This is a genomic window from Pseudomonas sp. S3(2024) (genome assembly GCF_036861315.1).
Lineage (GTDB): Bacteria > Pseudomonadota > Gammaproteobacteria > Pseudomonadales > Pseudomonadaceae > Aquipseudomonas > Aquipseudomonas putida_A.
Genome location: NZ_JAZAQQ010000009.1, coordinates 163,546 through 187,858, shown reverse-complemented (window position 1 = coordinate 187,858; position 24,313 = coordinate 163,546). Strand labels below are relative to the sequence as shown.

General features: G+C 58.2%; 26 protein-coding genes and 4 tRNA genes. 20 read left to right on the top strand and 10 right to left on the bottom strand.

The features are described 5' to 3' along the window. Window positions 1-89: 89 nt before the first annotated feature. Window positions 90-1,424 carry a prephenate-dependent tRNA uridine(34) hydroxylase TrhP gene (trhP, locus tag VLA07_RS22160; protein ID WP_333991346.1) on the bottom strand — a complete coding sequence of 445 codons (1,335 nt, stop codon included), beginning with the start codon at window positions 1,422-1,424 and terminating at the stop codon, window positions 90-92. A 192-nt stretch (window positions 1,425-1,616) separates the two neighbouring features. On the opposite strand from trhP, the gene VLA07_RS22155 reads away from it, so the two are divergent. After that, window positions 1,617-2,303 (top strand): cysteine hydrolase family protein, encoded by a 687-nt coding sequence (locus VLA07_RS22155; protein ID WP_333991344.1) that lies wholly within the window; start codon window positions 1,617-1,619, stop codon window positions 2,301-2,303. A 117-nt stretch (window positions 2,304-2,420) separates the two neighbouring features. Beyond that, window positions 2,421-3,482: an AI-2E family transporter gene (locus VLA07_RS22150; RefSeq protein WP_027613894.1), complete on the top strand. Its 1,062-nt coding sequence runs from the start codon at window positions 2,421-2,423 to the stop codon at window positions 3,480-3,482. Here the strand turns inward: VLA07_RS22150 and VLA07_RS22145 are convergent. From VLA07_RS22145 to VLA07_RS22135, 3 genes are all read right to left on the bottom strand, one after another. Then, on the bottom strand, window positions 3,479-3,661 hold the full coding sequence (locus VLA07_RS22145; RefSeq protein ID WP_333991342.1) for a hypothetical protein: 183 nt from the start codon (window positions 3,659-3,661) through the stop codon (window positions 3,479-3,481). The two genes, VLA07_RS22150 and VLA07_RS22145, sit on opposite strands and share 4 nt — an antisense overlap. Before the next feature lie 102 nt (window positions 3,662-3,763). Then, on the bottom strand, window positions 3,764-3,958 hold the full coding sequence (locus tag VLA07_RS22140) for a hypothetical protein (RefSeq protein ID WP_025108897.1): 195 nt from the start codon (window positions 3,956-3,958) through the stop codon (window positions 3,764-3,766). 229 nt (window positions 3,959-4,187) lie between these two features. Further along, the gene (locus VLA07_RS22135; RefSeq protein ID WP_007965394.1) at window positions 4,188-4,538 is read right to left on the bottom strand and encodes a hypothetical protein; all 351 of its coding nucleotides are present in this window, start codon (window positions 4,536-4,538) and stop codon (window positions 4,188-4,190) included. A 257-nt stretch (window positions 4,539-4,795) separates the two neighbouring features. On the opposite strand from VLA07_RS22135, the gene VLA07_RS22130 reads away from it, so the two are divergent. Beyond that, the gene (locus tag VLA07_RS22130) at window positions 4,796-5,614 is read left to right on the top strand and encodes a shikimate 5-dehydrogenase (protein WP_333991341.1); all 819 of its coding nucleotides are present in this window, start codon (window positions 4,796-4,798) and stop codon (window positions 5,612-5,614) included. Between the two features lie 216 nt (window positions 5,615-5,830). Continuing rightward, window positions 5,831-6,349, top strand: a complete 519-nt coding sequence (locus VLA07_RS22125; protein WP_285373709.1) for a cupin domain-containing protein — start codon at window positions 5,831-5,833, stop codon at window positions 6,347-6,349. 133 nt (window positions 6,350-6,482) lie between these two features. On the opposite strand, the gene VLA07_RS22120 is transcribed toward VLA07_RS22125, so the two are convergent. After that, window positions 6,483-7,127, bottom strand: coding sequence for a YceH family protein (locus VLA07_RS22120; RefSeq protein ID WP_333991339.1), 645 nt, complete (start codon window positions 7,125-7,127; stop codon window positions 6,483-6,485). A gap of 125 nt (window positions 7,128-7,252) precedes the next feature. Here VLA07_RS22120 and VLA07_RS22115 point away from each other — a divergent pair, with 125 nt between their 5' ends. Continuing rightward, the gene (locus VLA07_RS22115; protein ID WP_007965386.1) at window positions 7,253-7,762 is read left to right on the top strand and encodes a DUF1993 domain-containing protein; all 510 of its coding nucleotides are present in this window, start codon (window positions 7,253-7,255) and stop codon (window positions 7,760-7,762) included. Between the two features lie 148 nt (window positions 7,763-7,910). On the opposite strand, the gene sstT is transcribed toward VLA07_RS22115, so the two are convergent. Continuing rightward, window positions 7,911-9,143 (bottom strand): serine/threonine transporter SstT, encoded by a 1,233-nt coding sequence (gene sstT / locus VLA07_RS22110; RefSeq protein WP_333991337.1) that lies wholly within the window; start codon window positions 9,141-9,143, stop codon window positions 7,911-7,913. 337 nt (window positions 9,144-9,480) lie between these two features. On the opposite strand from sstT, the gene VLA07_RS22105 reads away from it, so the two are divergent. Then, window positions 9,481-10,644: an MFS transporter gene (locus VLA07_RS22105; protein ID WP_096795702.1), complete on the top strand. Its 1,164-nt coding sequence runs from the start codon at window positions 9,481-9,483 to the stop codon at window positions 10,642-10,644. Here VLA07_RS22105 and nhaR read toward each other — a convergent pair. Next, a complete protein-coding gene (gene nhaR, locus VLA07_RS22100) occupies window positions 10,639-11,538 on the bottom strand; it encodes a transcriptional activator NhaR (RefSeq protein ID WP_086794737.1) in 900 nt (299 codons plus the stop codon). The genes VLA07_RS22105 and nhaR overlap by 6 nt on opposite strands. Before the next feature lie 153 nt (window positions 11,539-11,691). On the opposite strand from nhaR, the gene VLA07_RS22095 reads away from it, so the two are divergent. Both VLA07_RS22095 and VLA07_RS22090 read left to right on the top strand, forming a co-directional pair. Beyond that, window positions 11,692-11,934: a hypothetical protein gene (locus VLA07_RS22095; RefSeq protein ID WP_330206916.1), complete on the top strand. Its 243-nt coding sequence runs from the start codon at window positions 11,692-11,694 to the stop codon at window positions 11,932-11,934. A gap of 29 nt (window positions 11,935-11,963) precedes the next feature. Next, on the top strand, window positions 11,964-12,713 hold the full coding sequence (locus VLA07_RS22090) for a TerC family protein (protein WP_027613902.1): 750 nt from the start codon (window positions 11,964-11,966) through the stop codon (window positions 12,711-12,713). A 73-nt stretch (window positions 12,714-12,786) separates the two neighbouring features. Here the strand turns inward: VLA07_RS22090 and VLA07_RS22085 are convergent, their stop codons facing one another. Then, a complete protein-coding gene (locus VLA07_RS22085) occupies window positions 12,787-12,942 on the bottom strand; it encodes a hypothetical protein (protein ID WP_179353273.1) in 156 nt (51 codons plus the stop codon). Between the two features lie 244 nt (window positions 12,943-13,186). On the opposite strand from VLA07_RS22085, the gene VLA07_RS22080 reads away from it, so the two are divergent. The 3 genes from VLA07_RS22080 (at window position 13,187) to VLA07_RS22070 (ending at window position 14,361) form a co-directional block, all read left to right on the top strand. Then, window positions 13,187-13,858 carry a peptidase C39 family protein gene (locus tag VLA07_RS22080; protein ID WP_330206960.1) on the top strand — a complete coding sequence of 224 codons (672 nt, stop codon included), beginning with the start codon at window positions 13,187-13,189 and terminating at the stop codon, window positions 13,856-13,858. 89 nt (window positions 13,859-13,947) lie between these two features. Beyond that, complete coding sequence (locus VLA07_RS22075; protein WP_027613904.1) at window positions 13,948-14,154, top strand: DUF6021 family protein; 207 nt, start codon at window positions 13,948-13,950, stop codon at window positions 14,152-14,154. Between the two features lie 12 nt (window positions 14,155-14,166). After that, window positions 14,167-14,361: a hypothetical protein gene (locus VLA07_RS22070; protein ID WP_047291581.1), complete on the top strand. Its 195-nt coding sequence runs from the start codon at window positions 14,167-14,169 to the stop codon at window positions 14,359-14,361. Between the two features lie 150 nt (window positions 14,362-14,511). Here the strand turns inward: VLA07_RS22070 and pbpG are convergent, their stop codons facing one another. Next, window positions 14,512-15,450, bottom strand: a complete 939-nt coding sequence (gene pbpG / locus VLA07_RS22065) for a D-alanyl-D-alanine endopeptidase (protein ID WP_047597458.1) — start codon at window positions 15,448-15,450, stop codon at window positions 14,512-14,514. Between the two features lie 229 nt (window positions 15,451-15,679). Then, window positions 15,680-16,534, bottom strand: a complete 855-nt coding sequence (gene folD, locus VLA07_RS22060; protein ID WP_003223627.1) for a bifunctional methylenetetrahydrofolate dehydrogenase/methenyltetrahydrofolate cyclohydrolase FolD — start codon at window positions 16,532-16,534, stop codon at window positions 15,680-15,682. 275 nt (window positions 16,535-16,809) lie between these two features. Here folD and VLA07_RS22055 point away from each other — a divergent pair. From VLA07_RS22055 to VLA07_RS22015, 9 genes are all read left to right on the top strand, one after another. Continuing rightward, window positions 16,810-16,886: transfer RNA gene (locus VLA07_RS22055), tRNA-Arg, on the top strand. A gap of 32 nt (window positions 16,887-16,918) precedes the next feature. Beyond that, window positions 16,919-16,994: transfer RNA gene (locus VLA07_RS22050), tRNA-His, on the top strand. 58 nt (window positions 16,995-17,052) lie between these two features. Beyond that, window positions 17,053-17,137: transfer RNA gene (locus tag VLA07_RS22045), tRNA-Leu, on the top strand. 76 nt (window positions 17,138-17,213) lie between these two features. Then, a tRNA-His gene (locus VLA07_RS22040) sits at window positions 17,214-17,289 on the top strand. A gap of 398 nt (window positions 17,290-17,687) precedes the next feature. Beyond that, a complete protein-coding gene (gene tig, locus VLA07_RS22035) occupies window positions 17,688-18,998 on the top strand; it encodes a trigger factor (RefSeq protein ID WP_027614582.1) in 1,311 nt (436 codons plus the stop codon). 92 nt (window positions 18,999-19,090) lie between these two features. Further along, window positions 19,091-19,726 (top strand): ATP-dependent Clp endopeptidase proteolytic subunit ClpP, encoded by a 636-nt coding sequence (gene clpP / locus VLA07_RS22030; RefSeq protein WP_007951559.1) that lies wholly within the window; start codon window positions 19,091-19,093, stop codon window positions 19,724-19,726. Window positions 19,727-19,838: 112 nt separating this feature from the next. Next, window positions 19,839-21,122, top strand: coding sequence for an ATP-dependent Clp protease ATP-binding subunit ClpX (clpX, locus tag VLA07_RS22025; protein WP_003223632.1), 1,284 nt, complete (start codon window positions 19,839-19,841; stop codon window positions 21,120-21,122). A 163-nt stretch (window positions 21,123-21,285) separates the two neighbouring features. Further along, a complete protein-coding gene (lon, locus tag VLA07_RS22020; protein WP_003223634.1) occupies window positions 21,286-23,682 on the top strand; it encodes an endopeptidase La in 2,397 nt (798 codons plus the stop codon). 148 nt (window positions 23,683-23,830) lie between these two features. Beyond that, on the top strand, window positions 23,831-24,103 hold the full coding sequence (locus VLA07_RS22015; RefSeq protein WP_008077714.1) for an HU family DNA-binding protein: 273 nt from the start codon (window positions 23,831-23,833) through the stop codon (window positions 24,101-24,103). Window positions 24,104-24,313: the final 210 nt, after the last annotated feature.

The window sequence follows — 24,313 nt, the reverse complement described above, 5'->3', positions numbered from 1 at the left end:
AGCTGCCGAAGGCTGCGATCTTTTGACTTTGTTATTGAAGAACAAGATCAAAAGATCGCAGCCTGCGACAGCTCCTACAGGGGAGGGGGTCAAGGAGTCAGGTCGCGCATCAGCAGGCCAAAGCGCAAATCCACCGCATCCGGAATTGGCAGGTAAACCGTGTGCCCGTCGCCGGGGGCGACTTCAATGGTTTCATCCTTGGCACTCTGCAACTGGTGCAGATCGAAGTGGAAATTGCCCTTCGGAGTCATCAATTCCAGATGATCGCCCAAGGCAAAACGGTTCTTCACTTTGACCTCGGCCAACCGGTCGCGGCGCTCGCCGGTCAGTTCGCCAACGAACTGCTGGCGCTCGGACACCGAGCTGCCGTTCTGATAGTTCTGGTATTCGTCATGCACATGGCGACGCAGGAAACCTTCGGTGTAGCCGCGCTGGGCCAGTGATTCCAGATCGGTCATCAGACTGCGGTCGAACTCGCGCCCGGCCATCGCATCATCAATTGCCCGGCGATAGACCTGGGTGGTGCGTGCGCAATAGAAGTGCGATTTGGTCCGGCCCTCGATCTTCAGCGAATGCACGCCCATGCGCGTCAGGCGTTCGACATGCTGCACCGCGCGCAGATCCTTGGCGTTCATGATGTAGGTGCCGTGCTCGTCTTCAAAAGCGGGCATTAATTCATCGGGGCGATTGGCTTCCTGCAGCAGGAACACCTGATCGGTGGGCGCGCCGATGCCCAGGGTCGGCTCCGGCTGGAAGGTCTGCACGATCTCGCCGAGCTGGTTTTCCGTGGCTTGCTGCGCCGAATACTTCCAGCGGCAGGCGTTGGTGCAGGTGCCCTGATTGGCGTCGCGCTTGTTCATGTAGCCCGACAGCAGGCAGCGCCCGGAGTAGGCCATGCACAGTGCGCCATGGACGAACACTTCCAGTTCCATGCCCGGTACCTGTTCACGGATTTCGCCGATTTCTTCCAGCGACAGCTCCCGCGACAGAATGATCCGGCTCAGCCCCTGTTGCTGCCAGAACTCGACACTCGCCCAGTTCACCGTGTTGGCCTGCACCGAAAGGTGGATCGGCATCTGCGGGAAATGCCGGCGCACCAGCATGATCAGGCCCGGGTCGGACATGATCAGCGCGTCCGGCGCCATCTCGATCACTGGCGCCAGATCCTTGAGGAAGGTCTTCAGTTTGGCGTTGTGCGGGGCGATGTTGACCACCACGTAGAAGCGCTTGCCCTGTGCCTGCGCTTCGCGAATGCCGAGGGCGAGGTTGGCGTGGTCGAACTCGTTGTTGCGCACCCGCAGGCTGTAACGCGGCTGGCCGGCGTAGACCGCATCGGCACCGTAGGCGAAGGCGTAGCGCATGTTCTTCAGGGTGCCGGCAGGGGCGAGCAATTCCGGGGCGGCGAGGGGGAGGTCTGGCTTCATGGCGGCATCGGTCGCAAAAGCGCAGCAGGGTAGTGCAGTGACAAGTGCGGTTTATTGATCTGGATCTACGTTTGAGTGCGTGGACTTTATCTGTGCAGAAAGGGCACAGATCATGTGCCGGTTTCACTGTGTTCGGTGCGGCGGTGGCTGCTTAAGATTCGCTTGTCAAATCAACCGAGGCAGGACTTTCCCATGCAGAACTTTACTCGCCGCTTTCTCACCGCTTGTGCATTTTCCGGTGTAATGGCCAGCAGCGCAGCGATGGCCGACAACCACCCGACCATTCGGGCATTGTCCGGCGCTACACCGGTCGATCATCTGCCAGCGGGCAAGTCTGCGCTGGTGGTGATCGACTTCCAGAATGAATATTTCAGCGGCCGGATGCCGATCCCGGACGGTGCCGCTGCCCTGGCCAAGACTCGTGAGCTGATCACTTTCGCTGACAGTCACAAGATCCCGGTGTATCACGTGCAGCACGTTGCCCCGGCCGGCTCGCCAGTGTTTGCCATCGATGGCCAGACCGTTAAATTTCACCCGGACATGCAGCCGCGCCCGCAAGACGTGGTGCTGCAAAAGAGCACCGTCAGCGTGTTCGCCAGCACCGACCTTGACCAGCAATTGAAAAACGCCGGCATCCAGACCCTGATCATTTCCGGCCTGATGACCCACGCCTGTGTGGCGGGTGCCGCGCGGGACGCCGCGCCTTTGGGCTACAACGTGATTGTCGCGTCCGATGCCTCGGCGACCCGCGCCATCACTCGCGCCAACGGCGTGTTTATCGACAAGGATTCGCTGCACAAGGCCGCGCTGGCGGAAGTCGAAGACACCTTCGGCGACGTGTTGAGCACTGCGCAGATCGTCAAACTGCCGTTGCGCTGATTAGCCGGGCTGCATCGTCCAGGCAATCTATGCTCCATGAACAAAGATGGCACTCGCGCGCGCCCCGGCTGACTAAGGTTCGGGGCGTGCGAGACGCCTGACTGACATGGATTGGACATGAACGAAAAAACCCTGCAATTCAAATCCCTCACCGTGCTGTTGCTGTTGGTGACGGTCGCCTTCATCTGGATTCTGCTGCCGTTCTACGGCGCGGTGTTCTGGGCGGTGATTCTCGGCATTCTGTTTGCGCCGATGCAGCGCAAGTTACAGCTCAAATTTGGCTGGCGGCGCAACCTGACAGCGCTCTGCACTCTGGGCATCTGCCTGGTGATCGCGATTCTGCCGGTGATCATCCTCAGCATCCTGTTGGTGCAGGAAGGCGCGACGGTTTACAACAACATCGAAAGCGGCCAACTGGACATCGGTGCCTATCTGGCACAGTTCAAACACAGCTTGCCGCCGTATTTTCAGCATTTGCTCGATCGCTTCGGCATGGGCGAGTTGAACGGTTTGCGCGAGAAAATCGTCAAGGCGTCGATGCAGGGCAGTCAGGTGCTGGCCAGTCAGGCGTTCAGTTTCGGTCAAGGCACATTCGAGTTCGTGGTCAGCTTCGGCATCATGCTGTACCTGCTGTTTTTCTTTCTGCGCGATGGCGCCGAGCTGGTGCGCAAGGTACGCACCGCGGTGCCGTTGGAGGAGAGCCACAAGCGCCGTTTGCAGTTGAAGTTCAATCGGGTGGTGCGCGCGACGGTCAAGGGCAACCTGGTGGTGGCGGTCACTCAAGGGGCCTTGGGCGGGGCGATTTTCTGGTTTCTCGATATTCCCAGTGCGTTGCTCTGGGCCGTGCTGATGGGCTTTCTGTCGCTGTTGCCGGCGGTGGGTGCGGGGATCGTCTGGGCGCCGGTGGCGGTGTACTTCCTGCTCAGCGGGATGATCTGGCAAGGCGTGGTGCTGGGGCTGTTCGGGGTGTTTGTGATCGGTCTGGTGGACAACGTGCTGCGCCCGATCCTGGTCGGCAAGGACACGCGCATGCCCGATTACATGATCCTGATCTCGACCCTCGGCGGCCTCGCAGTGTTTGGCCTCAACGGTTTCGTGATCGGGCCGCTGATCGCAGCGCTGTTCATGTCGAGCTGGGCGCTGTTCATCGAGACCAAACCGAAAGTCCAGTTGCCTTAAGCGTGGAATGGCGTGCTGACGATTTTCTGCGACAGGGCCTGCGCCGCGGGCAGCGAAGTGAGCGGGCCGCTGATCGGCTCGCCATCGCGCACCACATACCAGCAGGCGAGCAATCCCGACGCTCTGAGCGATGCGGGGACAGCGCTGCCGACTACCGACATGATTTGAACCTGAGCCATGACAAGTACCTCCATCAATCTGTGGAGCTACCTTATGGATTCGCTGCGCTCAGGGACAATCAACGCTTTCGATAGTGGTCATTGATCACAGTGAGGACTGCATCAGTCGACAACCTGGTCGAGCATGTGCACCACTTCGCGCTCATTGAGCAGGCCCTTGTGCACGAGATTCTCCGCCAGCAGCGAAAGAAACTTGGCGCAGCGGTGGCCTTCCAGGTGTTTCAGTTCAGTCAACGCGCTGTACACCTTGCTTGAAGTGCACAGACCGACGATGCGGTGCGGATTTTGTGTAGGCATGGGTCGTCCTTGTTTTTATCAACCTGTTGTTTACGGACGGATTCAGATTGCGGTTCCGTCATGACAAATAGATGACCGTTCTGTGTTTTGCCCCCAACGGTCAAGTCCATCATGCCGACTTTAGCTGCTGGAACTGTCCTCACAGCGACCTTGGCGAGATTTTTTCAGACTCTGCCCGACCGACGGTCATAAAAAAGCCCCGCTATAAAGCGGGGCTTGTTGGTTGCGATTACCAGCGCGGGCCACCGTAGTAGCCGTGTGGCCGGCCGTAGTAGCCGCGTGGTGGGCCGTAGTAGACCGGGCCAGGCACGTAGACCGGTTGTTGCACATAGACCGGCGCCGGCTGGTAGTAGACCGGTGGCGGCGGTTGTTGCACATAAACCGGTGCCGGTTGAGCGTAAACAGGCTGTTGCACGTAGACCGGCCGGTCCTGGTTGATCAACGCGGAGCCGATGATGGCCGAGCCGACGATCGCACCAAACACTGCCGGACCCTGCCAGCCACCGCCGTGGGCTTCTGCCTGACCTGTGATAGCGAATGCACCAATCAACAAGGCCACGATGGGGAGTTTACGAATCATGATAATTCCTCGGTTCTTCGACCCGGCGTCCGGGCCTGCACCAGGCCCAAAGTTGTCGCGGGGATACTTCTATGACAGCGAAATTCTGAAAATCAGCACAGCCGCTGGGTAAATTTTGTGTAAGGTCTGTACCGGCTTCTTTACCGGCAGGTCAAAGGGGCTCGCAGCCCGTTGCAGACAGGCGCTTATGATCGTCCAGAACCCGATGGAATGGCTAACTCCGTCCATCCGAAAGTCCGTTTTGAAGGAGAAGTTTCATGCAGATGAATCCCAACAAAGACACCCAGCTGTGCATGTCCCTGTCAGGGCGCCCCGGGAACTTCGGTCTGCGGTTTCATAACCATTTGTATGAGCAGTTGGGCCTGAACTTCTATTACAAGGCGTTCAGCAGTCAGGACCTGCCGGGGGCCGTTGGCGGGATTCGTGCGCTGGGGATTCGTGGTTGCGGGGTGTCGATGCCGTTCAAGGAAGCCTGCATCGCGCTGGTCGATGAGCTGGATGCGTCGGCAGCGGCGATCCAGTCGATCAATACCATCGTCAACACCAACGGCCATCTCAAGGCTTACAACACCGATTACATCGCCATCGCGCAATTGCTGGAAACCCACGCGGTACCGCAAGACACGACGTTTGCCCTGCGCGGCAGCGGCGGCATGGCCAAAGCAGTGGCGAGTGCCTTGCGCGATGGTGGCTACAAGAATGGCTTGATCGTTGCGCGTAACGAGCGCGCCGGACGGGCACTGGCGGACTCGCTGGGCTATCGCTGGCAGGCGGAGCTCGGCGACGAGCGGCCGCAGATGCTGATCAACGTCACCCCGTTGGGCATGGACGGCGGGCCGGAGGCCGGGCAACTGGCGTTCGAGCCTGAAGTGATCCAGGCCGCCGACACGGTATTCGATGTGGTAGCGATTCCGTCGGAAACGCCGCTGATCGTGCGGGGGCGGGCCGAGGGCAAGAAGGTGATTACCGGGCTTGAAGTGATTGCGATCCAGGCGCTGGAGCAGTTTGTGTTGTACACCGGGATGCGGCCGAGTGAGGTGCAGTTTGCGGCGGCGGTGGCGTTTGCCCGGAGCTGATGAGTTGTGCTGGCTGGGCGGGCCTCTTCGCGAGCAGGCTCGCTCCCACAGTTGAATTTTTGTCATGCACAGATTGTGTGTTCGCTGTAGATCCTCTGTGGGAGCGAGCCTGCTCGCGAAGGATGCACCACGGTCTCAAGCCAGACATCCATGCCTATACTGCCTCCCCAGCCAGCCCAGACTTGCCACCCACAAAAACCGTGACCGAGGCCCGCCATGCACCCACCCATTCTCAACCTGCATCAGGTCGAACTCGAACCCTTGCCCGAAGCCCTTGCCCCGGAAGGTGAAACCGCTGGCCGCTATCAACAACGCATGGCGCGCATCGGCCAGCAGCTTGGTGCGCAGAAACTCGGCTATCGGTTGTACGCCTTGCCGCCAGGCATGCGCGGTAGTCCGTTTCACAGCCATCGGGTCAATGAAGAGATGTTCTATGTGGTGGCCGGGGAGGGCGAAGTGCGGTTAGGGGCCGAACGCTTTCCGATTCGCGCGGGCGACGTGATCGCCTGCCCGCCGGGCGGACCGGAAACGGCGCATCAGATCATCAACACCAGCGACGGGGAGCTGCGTTACCTGGCGGTCAGCACCCAGCAGCAACCGGATATCTGTGAATACCCTGACTCCAACAAATACGCGGTGATGGACAACTTCAAAGTCGATGACCAGGGCAATGCGTCAGGCTTCGTTGCCGTGGCGCGGCAGGCGGATGGTGTGGACTACTGGGATGGTGAATAAATAGAGATCTTCGGCTTGGTGCAGACCCTGTGGGAGCGGGCTTGCTCGCGAATGCAATGTGTCATTCACATCATTGCTAAATGACACACCGCATTCGCGAGCAAGCCCGCTCCCACCATAGGATTGGGGGTGATTATTCGAGACGCGCCAGGCGTTCTTCCAGTGCGGCAATTCGTGCTTCCAGCTCTTCAATGCGTTCAACTGACACACCGCTGGTCGAGCGTTCCCCAGGATTCTGCCGCGCCGCCAGGATCGCCTCGATATCTGCCGGATCGCCCAGCGCATGGGTGTAGCGGTCTTCGCGCTGACCGGCCTGACGTGGAATCAACACCGCCAGTCCGCGCGCGATCAGGCGCTCAAGCTGATGCATCACTTGCTCGGCATCTTCGAAGTCATGCATCCGGCCGCTGCGGGTCAGCAGCTCATTCACTGTCTGCGGGCCACGCAGGAACATCAGGCCAGTGAGAATCACTTGGGCCGGCACCAGTTCCAGCGCCTTGTCGAGCTTGTGCTCCCAGCGGTCGGCGCGACTGCCCATGACCAGTTTGGCGTAACCGTGGCTTTCCAGCGCCCGCAGGCTCTGGCCAACCTGGCCTTGAGTCAGGTTCATCACCGGCTCGCGGCTGGTTTTCTGATTGCAGGCCAGCACCAGCGCATTGAGGGTCAGCGGATAGGTTTCCGGGCTGGTGGCCTGTTTTTCGATCAACGCACCCAGGATGCGGATTTCCGTGGCGTTGAGCCGTGGTTCGTCGGTGGTGGTTGCAAGTTCGGTGGTCATCGCGCGTTCCCTCAGCAGTCGAAGGCGCCTAGCCTAATCCTTGGCTAACAAAAGGCAAGCCGTGTGGTCATCAAGCATGGCTATAATCGCCTCCACGTTCCACCCAGCCACTACACGAGACTGCCATGACCATTTCCCTGTACGCTGCATCCGTCCCGGTTTTTCAACAAATGCTCAACGCCCTGAGTGATGTCCTGAAAAAGGCTGAAGCCCACGCCACCGAGAAAAACATCGACCCGAACGCCTTCCTGCAAGCGCGCCTGTACCCGGACATGTTCCCGCTGGTGCGTCAGGTGCAGATCGCGGTCGACTTCGCCAAGGGCGTTTCCTCGCGTCTGGCCGAAGTCGAAATCCCGAAATATGACGACACCGAAACCACCTTCGCCGAGCTGCAGGCGCTGATCGCCAAGGTTCTGGCCTACATCGGCGAGATCAAGCCGGAGCAGATCAATGGCAAGGAAGGCATCGAGATCGTGACCCGTCCGGGCACCCCGAAAGAGAAGCGCTTCAGCGGCCAGGCTTACCTGCTGAGCTACGGTCTGCCGCAGTTCTTCTTCCACGTCACCACCACCTACGCGCTGCTGCGCCACAACGGTGTTGAAGTGGGTAAACGCGATTACATGGGCGCGTACTAAAACACCCGGCAACAAAAAGCCCGCCAAGGTTTGCGCCTTGGCGGGCTTTTGTTTTTTGTAGGAGTGAGCCTGCTCGCGATAGCGGTGTGTCATACCGAGACGATGTGACTGACACACCGCTATCGCGAGCAGGCTCGCTCCTACAGGTTTATGCGGTGCGTTGGGCTTTCGCTTCTTCACCCAGGCATGCCGCAGCGGTGAACAAAACGTCAGTCGACGAGTTCAGCGCGGTCTCGGCGGAGTCTTGCAGAACGCCGATGATGAAACCGACCGCCACCACCTGCATGGCAATCTCGCTCGGAATGCCAAACAGGCTGCACGCCAGCGGAATCAGCAGCAGCGAGCCGCCGGCCACGCCCGAGGCGCCACAGGCGCAGATCGCCGCGACGACGCTGAGCAGGATCGCGGTCGGGATGTCCACGGCAATCCCCAGCGTGTGCACGGCGGCCAGGGTCAGCACGGTGATGGTGATCGCCGCGCCGGCCATGTTGATGGTTGCGCCCAATGGGATCGAGACCGAGTAGGTGTCTTCGTGCAGGCCCAGGCGTTTACTCAGTTCCAGGTTGACCGGAATGTTCGCCGCCGAGCTGCGGGTGAAGAACGCGGTGATCCCGCTTTCGCGCAGGCACTTGAGGGTCAGCGGATACGGGTTGCGGCGCAGTTTCCAGAACACGATCAACGGGTTCATCACCAGCGCGACGAACAGCATGCAGCCCAGCAGTACGCCCAGCAGGTGCGCGTAACCGATCAGTGCGCCGAAGCCCGAGGTCGCGAGGGTCGAGGCCACCAGGCCGAAAATGCCCAGGGGGGCGAAGCGAATCACCACGCGCACGATCAGCGTCACGCCGTTGGACAGATCGCCGAGCACTTCGCGGGTGGTGTCACCGGCGTGGCGAATGGCAACGCCCATGCCGATCGCCCAGGCCAGAATGCCGATGAAGTTGGCGTTCATCAGCGCGCTGACCGGGTTGTCGACCACGCTCAACAGCAGGCTCTGCAGGACTTCCGTGATCCCGCCCGGAGCTGTCACCGCCACGTTCTCGGTGGACAGCACCAGATGCGAGGGAAACGCCATGCTGGCGATAACGGCGACCACCGCCGCAGCAAAGGTGCCGAGCAGATACAGAAACAGGATCGGCCGGATATGGGTTTCCTGACCGTGCTTGTGGTTGGCGATCGACGCCATTACCAGCACGAACACCAGAATCGGCGCCACGGCTTTCAGCGCCGAGACGAACACTTTGCCGATGAACGCCGAGCCTTTCGCCGCTTCCGGGGCGAACAGCGCCAGAGCGATACCGGCAATCAGGCCGATCAGGATCTGCGTGACCAGGCTGAGGTTTTTCAGGCGTTGCAATAGAGAAGGGGATGAAGCGGTCATAACGGCATCTCTGATTTTTTATAGGGTGCAAGGTTGCGTGAAACCGGTGATACATCGGGGGGCAGGTCACCGGCACGAACCGAAAGGGCTGACGCGCCATCAACGCTGTTAAACAGGCCGCTGAATAGGGTGTACGTTTTTCAGGGCGCGGACTTTATCACAGCGTAGGCGTTATCCTTCAGACCTGTGACGATCTGCCACCGGATTGATCGGCAAGTCGGCAGGTTTGTGCAAGTCAGTCCGGAAACACTCTGTTAAGATTCGCCATCCTCATTTTCATAGTCTGCCAGCGGGCCTTTCGGTCATCGCTGGTGTCGTCGTTTTGCTGGAGTTGCTCATGCTGTTGCCCATTCTTCTGTTGTCCGCCGCCGGATTCACGGTGCTGACCACGGAATTCGTCATCGTCGGCCTGTTGCCGGCCATTGCCCGCGACCTGGCGGTAACCATTCCGCAGGCCGGTTTGCTGGTGACTCTATTCGCTTTCACGGTGGCGATGTTCGGTCCATTTTTGACCGCGTATTTCGCCCGGTTCGAGCGGCGCAAGTTGTTCATCACGATTTTGATCATGTTCGGCCTGGCCAACACCGTTGCGGCGCTGGCGCCGAACATCTGGGTCATGGCCATCGCCCGGTTGATCCCGGCGCTCGGCCTGCCGGTGTTCTGGGCCTTGGCCAGTGAGACGGCGGTGGACATCGTCGGCCCGGATCACGCCGGCCGCGCGATTGCCAAGATCGGCTTCGGCATTGTTTGCGCGACGGTGTTCGGCATTCCGGTGGGCACGTTGATTTCCGATGCGTTCGGCTGGCGCAGTGCATTCGCGATTCTGGCGGTGATCGCTTTCGCCAAGGCCTTGCTGCTGTTTGTTTACCTGCCGAAAACCAGTCTGCATCAGCATCAGGTCAGTTTCGCTTCGCAGTTCAAGATCCTGCGCAACCCGCTGATGATCGGCCATGTGCTGTTGTCGATCCTGGTGTTCAGCGGCATGTTCACCGCTTATACCTATCTGGCCGACATTCTCGAACGTCTGGCCGGGTTCAACGGTACGGTGGTTGGCTGGTGCCTGATGGGCTTCGGTGCGGTCGGGCTGATCGGCAACTCACTGGGCGGTCGCGCGGTGGATCGTCATCCACTGGGCGCCTCGGTGTTGTTCTGCGCGTTCATGATCGCCGGCATGGTCTCGCTGGTGCCGAACATTCACTCGACGGTGGGGCTGGCGGTGGCCATGGGCATCTGGGGTATCACCCAGGCTGCGTTGTTCCTGGTCAGCCATGTACGCCTGATGAAGGCCGCACCGGAAGCGCCAGCCTTTGCCGCCTCGCTGAATATCGCCGGGGCCAACCTCGGGATCGGCCTCGGAGCGATGATCGGCGGTCGAGTGATCGACAGTGCCGGCCTCGGCTTTCTGGGGTTCGCCGCTGCCGGGTTCATTCTGTTGTCGGTGTTCCTCGCCATGGTGTTGATGACGCTCAAGCCGCGCGACGCGTGCGCTCAGGCGTCATAACGCGGTAAACAGCTCGCGTCGGGCACCTTCGGTAATCGCAACGATGCCGGGGTGCTTGACCTTGCGCTCCACCGAAATGGCATAGAACGACTCGGTCACCGCATCGGTCTGGCCAATCACTTCGACGCCGTACTGGCGTTTGACTTCATCGGCAATCACGCTCGGACCTATGAAGATCCCGCTGCCCGATTGGCCGAAGGCCTGCATCAGGGCGCTGTCATCGAACTCCCCGACGATTCGTGGCTGTATCTGTTGCTCGGCAAACCAGCGCTGCAAACGGCTGCGCACTACGGTTTCCGCGCCTGGGATCAACAGCGGTGCGCCGTTGAGGCTGCGCGGGAAATCCTGCCCGTATTGCGCCGCCAACTGCGCGGTGGCGAAGAAACTGATCCCGCATTCGCCGAGCTTCTGGCTGTAACCCTTGATGTCGAGGTGCGACGGCATCGGGCTGTCGGAAATCACCAGGTCCAGGCGCTGGATCGCCAGATCCGCCAGCAAGCGTTCGAGTTTGTCTTCGCGGCAGGTGATGCGCAGTGGCTCGTGCAGCTCCATGGTCGGCGCGATCAGGCGGTAGACGATGGATTTGGGCACCACGTCCGCCACGCCGACGCGGAACAGGATCTGCTGTTCGTTGGGCTGGGCGCGCAGCATTAGCTCCAGTTCGCCGCCTAACTGAAACATCTGCTCGGCGTAGGGCAGGGCTTGGCGTCCGGCTTCGGTCAGCTCCAGTTGGCGGCCGACCCGTTGAAACAGTTCGATGCCGTAGGTTTGTTCGAGCAGCGAAATCTGCCCGCTGATGGTTTGTGGCGTGAGGTTAAGCTGCTCGCAGGCACGCACGATGCTGCCGGTTTTGGCGACCACCCAGAAGTAATGCAGTTGTCGGTAGTTGAGCATCGAGCCACGACCTCTGTTTTGAAGGTATTGGATTCGTAAAAACCGAAGTATAGCCGCTAAAAATACGAATTTTCCTGAAGTGTTTGTCTCCCTAGAATGCCCAGCCATCGACGGGCGGTCTGTGACCCTGTCTGTTCATTCGAAGGAAGTCCCATGAAATACACAATTCCAGCGTTGATGTTTACGTCTTTACTGCTTATGGCCGGTTGCGATCAGGCCGAGAAAAGCGCCCAGCAGTTGATGGGCAAGGCCGCCGAAAGCGCCAAACAGGCGATCGACGACACGCACAAGGCTGCTGAACAAGCGCTCAGCGACGCCACCGGCGGCCTGATCGAGAAAAAAGAAATACCGGAAAAAGACGCGGAAAAATCCGAATCTTCCTCCAAGACCATCTAAACCGTCTTACACAGAGTCAGGACTGACCCATGGAATATCTGTTAGAACTCGCCGCCAGCCCCGCCGCCTGGGTTGCTTTGGCCACACTGGTGGTGATGGAAATCGTGCTCGGCATCGATAACCTGATCTTTATTTCGATCCTGACCAACAAACTGCCCGTGCAGCATCGGCAGAAGGCGCGGCGCATCGGTATCGGCATGGCGCTGATTCTGCGTCTGGCCCTGTTGAGCACCATCGCCTTCATCGTGCAGTTGACTGCCCCCGTGATCGAAATCATGGGCCAGGCGTTCTCCTGGAAGGACATGATCCTGATTGCCGGTGGTCTGTTCCTGGTGTGGAAAGCCACAACCGAGATCCATCACAGCATGGACCCGGCGCCGGAAGACCCGAAAAGCGCAACATCGACCGTGACCCTGGGCTTCGCTGCCGCGATCGGTCAGATCCTGATGCTGGACATGGTGTTCTCGATCGACAGCATCATTACTGCGGTGGGTATGACTGAGCACTTGCCGATCATGGTGATCGCAGTGGTGGTCTCGGTAATGGTGATGCTGTTTGCGGCTGAACCGCTGGCCAAGTTCATCAACGACAACCCGACGGTGGTGATGCTGGCGCTGGGCTTCCTGATCATGATCGGCATGACGCTGATCGCCGAAGGCTTCGGCGCCCACGTACCGAAAGGTTATGTGTACGCGGCCATGGCGTTCTCGGCAGCGATTGAGGTGCTGAACATGATGTCGCGCCGGGCGAAGCAGAAGAAGCTGGCTCAGCAGGCGTAAGCGCTGACCAGCCAAAAGCCCCCTGAGCGCCAAGCGTTCAGGGGGCTTTTTTATGGGCGGAACGTTTGCAGTATCAATGTGCGGTCGCGTGCCGTGCGTTGTGCTTTTGCGGTTTTTCGACCGCCACAGGTGGCTGCGGGTGATGGTGGCGCCGCGAAATCCGCAGCACGCCCCACAACATGGCAGTGGCCACGGCCAGCCAGCCGGCGATCAGCATTACGATAGTCATGGTCAGGCTCATCAGTGCCTCCTCTTTGCCCTGCGTCGGGCACTCACTTTTTCAATTCGCTCTGTTTCAGTGACAGTCTAGACAATGGGGTGTTTCAGACTATTGACCAAAGGTCGGTAATGACCAATCAGTTCGCTCTATGCAAACGATCGGTCTGCGGTTTAAGGCTATACCGCAGGCCTGCGCCGCCCTATGATCGCAGGCGTTGCCGGAACACGATGACCGGCGTCTGACGAGAGTGATGATGGTGCAGGTATTTTCTCGATTGCGAGGGGCGTTGCTGGTGGCCGGTTGCGCGGCGGTGTTGGCAGGGTGTGCGGGCAGTGTCGCGCCGCAGGTCAAGCGTCTGCCGGAGCGGGTCGAACTCAGCGGCACGTTCTATCGCGGCGAAGCCAATCAGAGTGGTCCGCAAGTGCTGGCCAGCCTGTTGTCGCAGCAAGGCATCATGATCACCCCGGGCCTGCTGGAAAAACCGTTGCATCTGCCGGGGGCACAGGATCAGTTGCAGCAGAATCTGCAGAACCTGGCCCGTGATTACGGCATGGTGGTCTACCCGCTGGACAAGAACCTGCCTGCCTTGTTGACTCAGGTGGCGGCCGGTTATCCGGTGATGGTGCGCTTTAGTGAAGGCTCGGCGTTCTGGGCTGAACCGCGTTACGCGATCCTTTCCGGTTATGACCGGCTGAAACAGAAGGTGCTGTTGCGCGCCGGGATGAATCGCCGCGAACTGATGAGTTTCAGTTCCTTTGAATCCGCCTTCGAAAAATCCGGCGGCTGGGCAGTACTGATCCAGAAACCTTCGCAGATTCCTGCCGAAGTCGACCGCGAGCGCTGGCTCAAGGCCGCGGACGAGCTGACGCAGGCCGGGCAGGAACGTGAAGCGGCGCAAGCCAGAAAGGCCTTGGCCGCACATTAAGGCTCCGTTCGTCATCTGCCGGGCACCCTCACGCCCGGCAGGCCTCTCACTGATAGAGCCCGAATGTGCGGGTGAATCAGGAGGCGAGCATGGCAGATTCCCCATCCCCGAAAGGCCCACACTCAAGCGAGCATTCGTCCGGTCATGATCTGGGTTTCGATCCGGATTCACCGGATCTCGACGATCCGCAAGTTGATCCGGTCGGCCCCGCCAAGGCGCCGCGAGACGTGCAACCGGACGACGACAGTAAACGTCCGGCCAAGCCTTACGATCCTTTGGCTGATCTGAAACCCTGAAGTGAGGTGCGTATGAGTACCGATTCCAGCTTCGACGATAAAAAACCGGACAGCGTGCCAACCACGCCTGAGGACGACGTGGATCCTGTGCTGGATCCGGACAGTCCGCTGCGCGATCCGTTGGCGCGGCCTAATGTGCTGACGCCAGATCCGAGCGCTGGTGACGGCATTCCGGACGACGACAAAATGCCGCTACCCAATGATTGAATAACGGGTATTTAACCACTGGCTGAATACCTCTGTGGCGAGGGAGCTTGCTCCCGCTGGACTGCGCAGCAGGCCTTTTCTGTTAAAAAAGAAGGTCCTCTACGCGTCCCAGCGGGAGCAAGCTCCCTCGCCACAGTTGGATTTTTCTGGTTACTTGGAGGCTTCGACCACGCCGCTCTGGCGCGACTTGAGGTTTTTCTCGGCCTTGTATTGCTGCGCAACTGCCGGAACGCTGGCGCTCCGGCCGGTTTCCATCCAGCTGCGGATTCGGCTGGCATCGGCAAAATGCGTGTACTTGCCGAACGCATCGAGAATCACCAGGGCAACCGGGCGGTTGCTCATTCGCGTCACCAGTACCAGGCAATGACCCGCCGGGTTGGTGAAGCCGGTTTTGGTGATCTTGATGTCCCAGTCAGCCTTGTTCACCAGGTGATCGGTGTTGCGGAAACCCAGGGTGTAATTGGGCTTGCGGAACGCTACGGTTTTTTCCTTGGTGGTGGTCAGCTCGCTGAGGATCGGATGCTTGCTCGCGGCGACCAGCAGTTTGCTCAAGTCGCGGGCGGTGGACACGTTGCGTTCCGACAACCCGGTCGGCTCGACATAGTGCGTATTGGTCATGCCCAGCGCTTTGGCCTTGGCGTTCATTGCGGCGATGAACGCGGCGTAACCGCCTGGATAGTGATGCGCGAGGCTGGCGGCCGCACGGTTCTCCGAGGACATCAGGGCAATCAGCAGCATCTCGCGACGCGGCAATTCGCTCTTCAGTTTGACTCGGGAGAACACGCCTTTCATTTCCGGCGTGTGGCTGATGTCGACGTCGATCCATTCGTCCATGTTCTGGTGTGCTTCAACCACCACCAGTCCGGTCATCAGTTTGCTCACCGAAGCGATCGGTACGATCACATCCGGGTTGCTCGAATAGATGACTTTATTGGTCTGCAAATCCATAAGCAGGGCGCTGCCGGAGGCGATCTTCAGTTGTGAAGCGTCGCGTGGCGCGGCGGTAGTTTCTGCGGCGTTGACCGTTGGCGTGACGAATGTGCCTGAAAAAGCAAAAACCAGGCTCAGGATCGAAAGACGAATTTTCACGCGGGCGAACTCATAAAGGTTGGATATTCCGTTAGTTTGTAACGGGTTATTTCTTCAAAGCGTCGCATTCTAGGAGTATGGCTGAAGATCTGTCGATGGTTGTTTGAATGACCTGAAAATCTCGTGAAAAGGCCTGTGAAAAGAGGGGTTTCCGGCGAACGGTTAGTGTTTTTTCTCAGATACGAAAAACCCCGCACAAGGCGGGGTTCTTTTACCGCGGAAAAACGCCTCAGGCGTGCAGGGTTTCTGCCGCGTAGAGGGTGTTTTCCAGCAGGCAAGCACGGGTCATCGGGCCAACGCCGCCGGGGACCGGAGTGATCCAGCCGGCGCGGGGCAGGGCGGTTTCATACACCACGTCACCGACCAGCTTGCCGTCGTCCTGACGGTTGATGCCGACGTCGATCACGATCGCGCCTTCCTTGATCCACTCACCCTTGACCAGTCCCGGCTTGCCGGCGGCGACCACCACCAGATCAGCGCGACCGACGTGGCCGGCCAGGTCCTTGGTGAAGCGGTGGGTGACGGTCACGGTGCAACCGGCCAGCAGCAGTTCCATCGCCATCGGGCGGCCGACGATGTTCGACGCGCCAACCACCACCGCATCCAGACCATAAAGGTCAACGCCGGTGCTTTCCAGCAAGGTCATGATGCCCTTTGGTGTGCACGGACGCAGCAGCGGAATGCGCTGGGCCAGGCGGCCGACGTTATAAGGATGGAAGCCATCGACGTCTTTGTCCGGGCGAATGCGCTCCAGCAGTTTGGAGGCGTCCAGGTGCTCGGGCAGCGGCAGTTGCAGCAGCACGCCGTCGATGGCCGGGTCGTCGTTGAGGCGATCGATCAGATCGGTCAGCGCTTCTTGAGTGGTTTCGGAAGGCAGGTCGTAGGCTTGAGAGAGGAAGCCGACCTCTTCACAGTCTTTACGCTTGTGCGAGACATAAACCTGAGAGGCAGGATCGCTGCCGACCAGGATCACCGCGAGGCCGGGAGTGCGCAGGCCTTGCTGGCGACGCTCGGCAACTCGTTGGGCGATCTGCTGGCGCAGGCTGGCGGCGATCGATTTGCCGTCGATTAGTTGTGCAGTCATTGCGCGTGATTAACCATCGAGAGGGGAAAAAAAGAGAACGCATTCTCGCATGTCAGACGGTGAGGGCAAAGGCGCTTGGTCAGCAAATTCCCCTAACTCCTTTAATTAAATGAATTTTTTTCAAAAAGGATTTGACGACCTTGGGAGCGCTCTATACTATTCGTCGCACTTGTCGGGCACAGCCTAGCACTGGTTAAGAAGGTTGAGCGGAATTAGCGTTCTGCGAAGCTGGAAAGCATTTAGTTTGTAGTCCTCCAAGAGTACAGATTAATAAGGCGCCCGTAGCTCAGCTGGATAGAGCATCCGCCTTCTAAGCGGATGGTCGCAGGTTCGAGTCCTGCCGGGTGCGCCATTAGGCAGCTTTGGCACAAGTAGCGCGATATGGTGGGCGTAGCTCAGTTGGTAGAGCACGGGATTGTGACTCCCGTTGTCGTGGGTTCGATCCCCATCGTCCACCCCATATTTCGAAAGGCGCCAGATGTAACAATCTGGCGCCTTTGCTTTAAAAAGCTTCATCTGCGGATGTGGTGGAATTGGTAGACACACTGGATTTAGGTTCCAGCGCCGCGAGGCGTAAGAGTTCGAGTCTCTTCATCCGCACCAATTAAAGCTTCATTCATGCCGCAGGCCTGATGAAGTTCAGCAAAGAAGTTGAATGGCTTTTTTGTGACGCAATATGGTGGGCGTAGCTCAGTTGGTAGAGCACGGGATTGTGACTCCCGTTGTCGTGGGTTCGATCCCCATCGTCCACCCCATATTTCGAAAGGCGCCAGATTTAACAGTCTGGCGCCTTTTTTGTTTTACGGCTGGTGGTCTGTCGCGCAGCGTTTCGGGTCGAAGGGCAGGGCGTTTCGTCGTGTTCAGGGGCTTGCTGTCAGCGTGCCGACCGCCGGCCATGTTCGCGGGATCAGCCGTCAGGGAGATGGCTCGCAGTCTCTTCTATATATAGAAGCGGTTGAAGCAGAGCCTTGGCGTGATGGTCTTTATTCGTCTTCGAGGTGGAGTGCATTGCTGCATTCACACCTATAAATGGCCTGCTGTTTTTTTACCCGTTTTCAGTAGGGTGACTTCTTGAGTTTGACCCACTAGAATGCATGCCCTTGATTCTGGGGTCGGAAACGGCCGGCTAACGTCTGTGCAACGAGGAATATCCATGCAAGTTTCTGTTGAAAATACTACTGCTCTTGAGCGCCGCATGAGCGTCACCGTGCCGGCTGAGCGCATTGAGAGCCAGGTCAACAAGCGTCTGCAGCAGACTGCCCAAAAGGCCAAGATTGCTGGCTTCCGTCCAGGCAAAGTGCCAATGAGCGAAATCAAGCGCCGTTTCGGTGCTGACGCTCGTCAGGAAGCTGTTGGTGATGTCATCCAGTCCTCCTTCTACGAAGCCGTGGTTGAGCAGAAGCTGAACCCTGCCGGTTCGCCTTCGATCGAGCCGAAGTCGCTGGAAGCTGGCAAAGACCTGGAATACGTTGCCGTATTCGAAGTGTTCCCTGAGTTCACCGTTGCCGGTTTCGACGGCATCACTGTCGAGCGCCTGAGCGCTGAAGTGGCTGACGCCGATCTGGACAAGATGCTGGACATCCTGCGCAAGCAGAACACCCGTTTTGAAGTGGCCGATCGTGCCGCTCAGAACGAAGACCAGCTGAACATTGATTTCGTTGGCAAGGTTGACGGCGAAGCCTTCGCTGGCGGCTCGGCCAAAGGCACTCAGCTGGTGCTGGGTTCCGGTCGCATGATCCCGGGCTTCGAAGAAGGCCTGGTGGGCGCTAAAGCGGGCGAAGAGCGCGTTCTGAACCTGACCTTCCCTGAGGACTATCAGAACCTGGACCTGGCCGGCAAAACCGCCGAGTTCACCGTGACGGTCAACACCGTTTCCGAGCCTAAGCTGCCAGAGCTGAACGAAGAGTTCTTCGCTCAATTCGGCATCAAGGAAAGCGGCATCGACGGTTTCCGCACCGAAGTTCGCAAGAACATGGAGCGTGAGCTGCGTCAGGCCATCAAGTCCAAGGTAAAAAATCAGGTAATGGACGGTCTGCTGGCCACCAACCCGATCGAAGTGCCGAAGGCTCTGCTGTCCAACGAAGTTGACCGTCTGCGCGTGCAGGCTGTTCAGCAGTTCGGCGGCAACATCAAGCCTGACCAACTGCCGGCCGAGCTGTTCGAAGAGCAAGCCAAGCGCCGTGTAGTGCTGGGTCTGATCGTGGCTGAAGTGGTCAAGCAATTCGACCTGAAGCCTGACGAAGCCCGCGTTCGCGAAATGATTCAGGAAATGGCTTCGGCTTACCAGGAACCTGAGCAGGTCGTGTCCTGGTACTACAAGAACGAGCAGCAACTGAACGAAGTTCGTTCGGTTGTGCTGGAAGAACAAGTTGTGGATACTGTTCTGCAGAAAGCTAGCGTGACCGACAAATCGGTCTCTTACGAAGAAGCGGTCAAGCCGGTAGAAGCTCCAAAAGCCGACTGATTGTTTTTGCGTTAAGAAGTACACACATAAGCCAGCCTTCGAGCTGGCTTATGCGTATTCAAGACATAACTATTTGGGAGTGACTGCAGAGCATGTTCCGTAATTCGTATATTCAGCAGAACTCTGATATCCAGGCCGCTGGCGGCCTGGTCCCGATGGTTGTCGAGCAATCTGCTCGTGGCGAGCGCGCCTATGACATCTACTCGCGCCTTCTGAAGGAGCGCGTAATTTTCCTGGTGGGTCCTGTAGAGGACTACATGGCCAACCTGATCTGTGCGCAATTGCTGTTCCTTGAAGCGGAAAACCCGGACAAGGACATCCATCTCTATATCAACTCACCGGGCGGTTCGGTGACAGCGGGCATGTCGATCTACGACACCATGCAGTTCATCAAGCCAAACGTCTCGACGACCTGCATTGGTCAGGCGTGCAGCATGGGTGCATTCCTGCTGACGGCCGGTGCTCCAGGCAAGCGTTTCTGCCTGCCGAACTCGCGTGTGATGATTCACCAGCCACTGGGCGGTTTCCAGGGCCAGGCCTCGGATATCGAAATCCATGCCAAGGAAATCCTCTTCATCCGCGAGCGTCTGAACACGCTGATGGCCAAGCACAGCGGTCGTACGCTTGAAGAAATCGAGCGTGACACCAACCGCGACAACTTCATGAGTGCAGAAGCTGCGAAGGAATACGGCCTGATCGACGAAGTCATCAACCAGCGTCCTGCGTAAAATAAGCAGCTCAAAATAAGGTGGGTCGGCAGGTCCGACCACCAGCGGGCTTGAAAAAGCCCGCAATAGCCTTCATCTTGTGTTGCAAGCCTATCGGATTTGGATCGAACGAATGACTGACACCCGCAACGGCGAGGACAACGGCAAGCTGCTCTATTGCTCCTTCTGTGGCAAAAGCCAGCATGAAGTGCGCAAATTGATTGCCGGCCCCTCGGTCTTTATCTGCGACGAGTGCGTCGACCTGTGCAATGACATCATCCGCGAGGAGGTGCAGGAAGCACAGGCCGAAAGCAGCGCGCATAAATTGCCTTCGCCTAAAGAAATCAGCGGCATCCTTGACCAGTATGTAATCGGTCAGGAGCGTGCGAAAAAGGTTCTGGCCGTAGCGGTGTACAACCACTACAAGCGCCTGAATCAGCGTGACAAGAAGGCTGACGACGTCGAACTCGGCAAGAGCAACATCCTGCTGATCGGCCCGACAGGCTCCGGTAAAACCCTGCTGGCCGAAACACTGGCCCGCCTGCTGAACGTTCCGTTCACCATCGCTGACGCAACCACCCTCACCGAGGCCGGTTACGTAGGTGAAGATGTCGAGAACATCATTCAGAAATTGCTGCAAAAGTGCGATTACGACGTGGAAAAGGCCCAGATGGGCATTGTCTATATCGACGAAATCGACAAGATTTCCCGCAAGTCCGACAACCCGTCGATCACCCGCGATGTTTCCGGTGAAGGCGTGCAGCAGGCCTTGCTCAAGTTGATCGAAGGCACGGTCGCTTCCGTTCCACCGCAAGGTGGTCGCAAGCATCCGCAGCAGGAATTCCTGCAGGTCGACACCCGTAACATCCTGTTCATCTGTGGCGGTGCGTTCTCTGGTCTGGAAAAGGTTATCCAAAACCGTTCCACCAAGGGCGGCATCGGTTTCAACGCAGAAGTGCGCAGCAAGGAAGAAGGCAAGAAAGTCGGTGAATCCCTGCGTGAAGTCGAGCCTGACGATCTGGTCAAGTTCGGTCTGATCCCGGAATTCGTCGGTCGTCTGCCGGTTCTTGCGACGCTGGACGAGCTCGACGAGGCTGCGTTGATGCAGATCCTCACCGAGCCGAAAAATGCTCTGACCAAACAGTATGCCAAGCTGTTCGAGATGGAAGGCGTGGATCTGGAGTTCCGGACCGACGCACTGAAATCGGTCGCCAAGCGTGCCCTGGAACGTAAAACCGGTGCCCGTGGCCTGCGTTCGATTCTCGAAGGTGTGCTGCTCGACACGATGTACGAAATCCCTTCGCAGTCTGAAGTGAGCAAAGTCGTCATCGATGAAAGCGTGATTGAAGGCAAGTCCAAGCCACTGTATATCTACGAAAACAGTGAGCCGACGGCCAAGGCAGCGCCGGACGCGTAAGCGTCCACACTGCCGGAACAAAGAAGGGGCCTTCGGGCCTCTTTTTTTTTATGTCGTTTTTTACATCCGCTTTGCGCTTGTTTTTTTTCAAGGCAGCCCCCATCTTGGTTTCAAGTTTAATTCCATCTGATTACGGCCATATGGCCGCCGTAGAGGCGAAATCATGAAGACAACCATCGAATTGCCTCTCCTGCCATTGCGTGATGTCGTGGTTTATCCGCACATGGTTATCCCGCTGTTCGTGGGGCGCGAGAAATCCATCGAAGCCCTCGAGGCCGCGATGACGGGCGACAAGCAGATCCTGCTGCTGGCCCAGAGAAACCCGGCTGACGATGATCCCGGTGAAGACGCTCTCTATCGCGTAGGTACTATCGCCACTGTGTTGCAGCTGCTGAAGCTGCCGGACGGCACCGTCAAGGTTCTGGTCGAAGGTGAGCAGCGCGGCGCTGTAGAGCGCTTCAGCGAAGTTGACGGGCATTGCCGCGCCGAAGTCTCGCTGATCGACGAAGTCGACGCCGCCGAGCGCGAATCCGAAGTGTTCGTGCGCAGCCTGCTGTCGCAGTTCGAACAATACGTGCAGTTGGGCAAGAAGGTCCCGGCTGAAGTCCTGTCGTCGCTCAACAGCATTGATGAGCCGGGTCGTCTGGTCGATACCATGGCCGCGCACATGGCGCTGAAGATCGAGCAGAAACAGGAAATCCTCGAAATCATCGATCTGTCGGCCCGGGTCGAGCACGTGCTCGCCTTGCTGGATGCCGAAATCGATCTGCTGCAAGTTGAAAAACGCATTCGCGGCCGCGTCAAAAAGCAAATGGAGCGCAGCCAGCGTGAGTACTACCTGAATGAGCAGATGAAGGCCATTCAGAAAGAGCTGGGCGACGGTGACGAAGGTCACAATGAAATCGAAGAGCTGAAAAAGCGCATCGATGCTGCCGGCCTGCCGAAAGATGCCTTGGCCAAAGCCACCGCCGAGCTGAACAAGCTTAAGCAAATGTCGCCGATGTCCGCTGAAGCCACCGTGGTGCGCTCCTACATCGACTGGCTGGTGCAGGTGCCGTGGAAGGCGCAAAGCAAGGTGCGCCTCGACCTGGCGCGTGCTGAAGACATTCTCGACGCCGATCACTACGGTCTCGAAGAGGTCAAGGAGCGCATCCTTGAATACCTCGCCGTGCAGAAGCGCGTGAAGAAGATCCGTGGCCCGGTGCTGTGCCTGGTGGGTCCTCCTGGCGTGGGTAAGACCTCGCTGGCAGAGTCGATTGCCCACGCCACCAACCGTAAATTTGTGCGTATGGCCCTCGGTGGCGTGCGTGACGAGGCGGAAATTCGTGGCCATCGCCGGACTTACATCGGTTCGATGCCAGGAAGATTGATTCAAAAGATGACAAAGGTGGGCGTACGCAACCCGCTGTTCCTGCTCGATGAAATCGACAAAATGGGCAGCGACATGCGTGGCGACCCGGCGTCGGCGTTGCTGGAAGTGCTCGATCCGGAGCAGAACCACAACTTCAACGATCACTATCTGGAAGTCGATTACGACCTGTCCGATGTGATGTTCCTGTGCACCTCGAACTCGATGAACATCCCGCCGGCATTGCTGGACCGGATGGAAGTCATTCGTCTGCCGGGCTATACCGAAGACGAAAAGATCAACATCGCCGTCAAGTACCTGTCGCCCAAGCAGATTGCCGCTAATGGTCTGAAGAAGGGTGAGCTGGAATTCGACGAGGAAGCGATCCGCGACATCATCCGTTACTACACCCGTGAAGCCGGTGTGCGTGGCCTCGAACGTCAGATCGCCAAAGTCTGCCGCAAGGCTGTGAAAGAACATGCGCTGGAAAAACGCTTCTCGGTAAAAGTGACAGCTGACCTGCTCGAACACTTCCTCGGTGTGCGTAAATTCCGCTACGGTCTGGCAGAGCAACAGGATCAGATCGGTCAGGTGACTGGCCTGGCGTGGACGCAGGTGGGCGGTGAATTGCTGACCATCGAAGCGGCTGTGGTACCGGGCAAAGGTCAACTGATCAAGACCGGTTCGTTGGGCGATGTAATGGTCGAATCGATCACTGCGGCGCTGACCGTTGTGCGCAGCCGTGCCAAAAGCCTGGGCATTCCGCTGGACTTCCATGAGAAGCGCGACACGCACATTCACATGCCGGAAGGGGCGACGCCGAAAGACGGTCCGAGCGCTGGTGTAGGCATGTGCACCGCACTGGTTTCGGCATTGACCGGGATTCCGGTGCGCGCCGATGTCGCCATGACCGGCGAAATTACCCTGCGTGGCCAAGTGTTGGCGATTGGTGGTCTGAAGGAAAAACTGCTCGCGGCTCACCGTGGCGGAATCAAGATTGTGATTATTCCGGAAGAGAACGTGCGCGATCTGAAGGAGATTCCTGACAATATCAAGCAGGATCTGCAGATTAAACCGGTTAAATGGATTGACGAGGTCCTGCAAATTGCGCTGCAATACGCGCCGGAGCCCTTGCCGGATGTGGCTCCGGAGATAGTTTCCAAGGACGAAAAACGTGAGTCTGATTCAAAGGAAAGAATTAGCACGCATTAATACGTTTTTGCCTGGGGGGCTTCCTTGACAGCTTTTTAGAGCCCTTGTTATAAAGCGGCTCTTAAGTGTCTGTAGGCCATTCAGCACTCGTTTTTGCTTTCACCAAAAAACTTAGAATCATCTCAAAATAGATATAAGGGGACTTAGAGTGAACAAGTCGGAACTGATTGATGCTATCGCTGCATCCGCTGATATCCCGAAAGCTGCTGCTGGCCGTGCGCTGGACGCTGTAATCGAATCCGTCACTGGCGCTCTCAAGGCTGGCGACTCCGTTGTTCTGGTTGGTTTCGGCACTTTCTCCGTGACTGATCGTCCAGCTCGCGTTGGTCGTAACCCACAGACCGGCAAGACGCTGCAAATCGCTGCTGCTAAAAAGCCAGGTTTCAAAGCCGGTAAAGCACTGAAAGAAGCTGTTAACTAAGTTAGTTTGTTTCAGGTTTTTACCCATCCGGGTCGGGGTCATGCCTGACTTGGCAGCGGAGCGGTAGAGCAGGTCGCTGGAACAGCCGCCTGTAACGCCGGGATCGAGGGTTCGAGCCCTGTCCGCTCCGCCAGTTACGAGAAGGCGCATCCTCGGATGCGCCTTTCTTCTATCCGGATTCTACCCACGCTCCACGGTTGCCTAATTTTT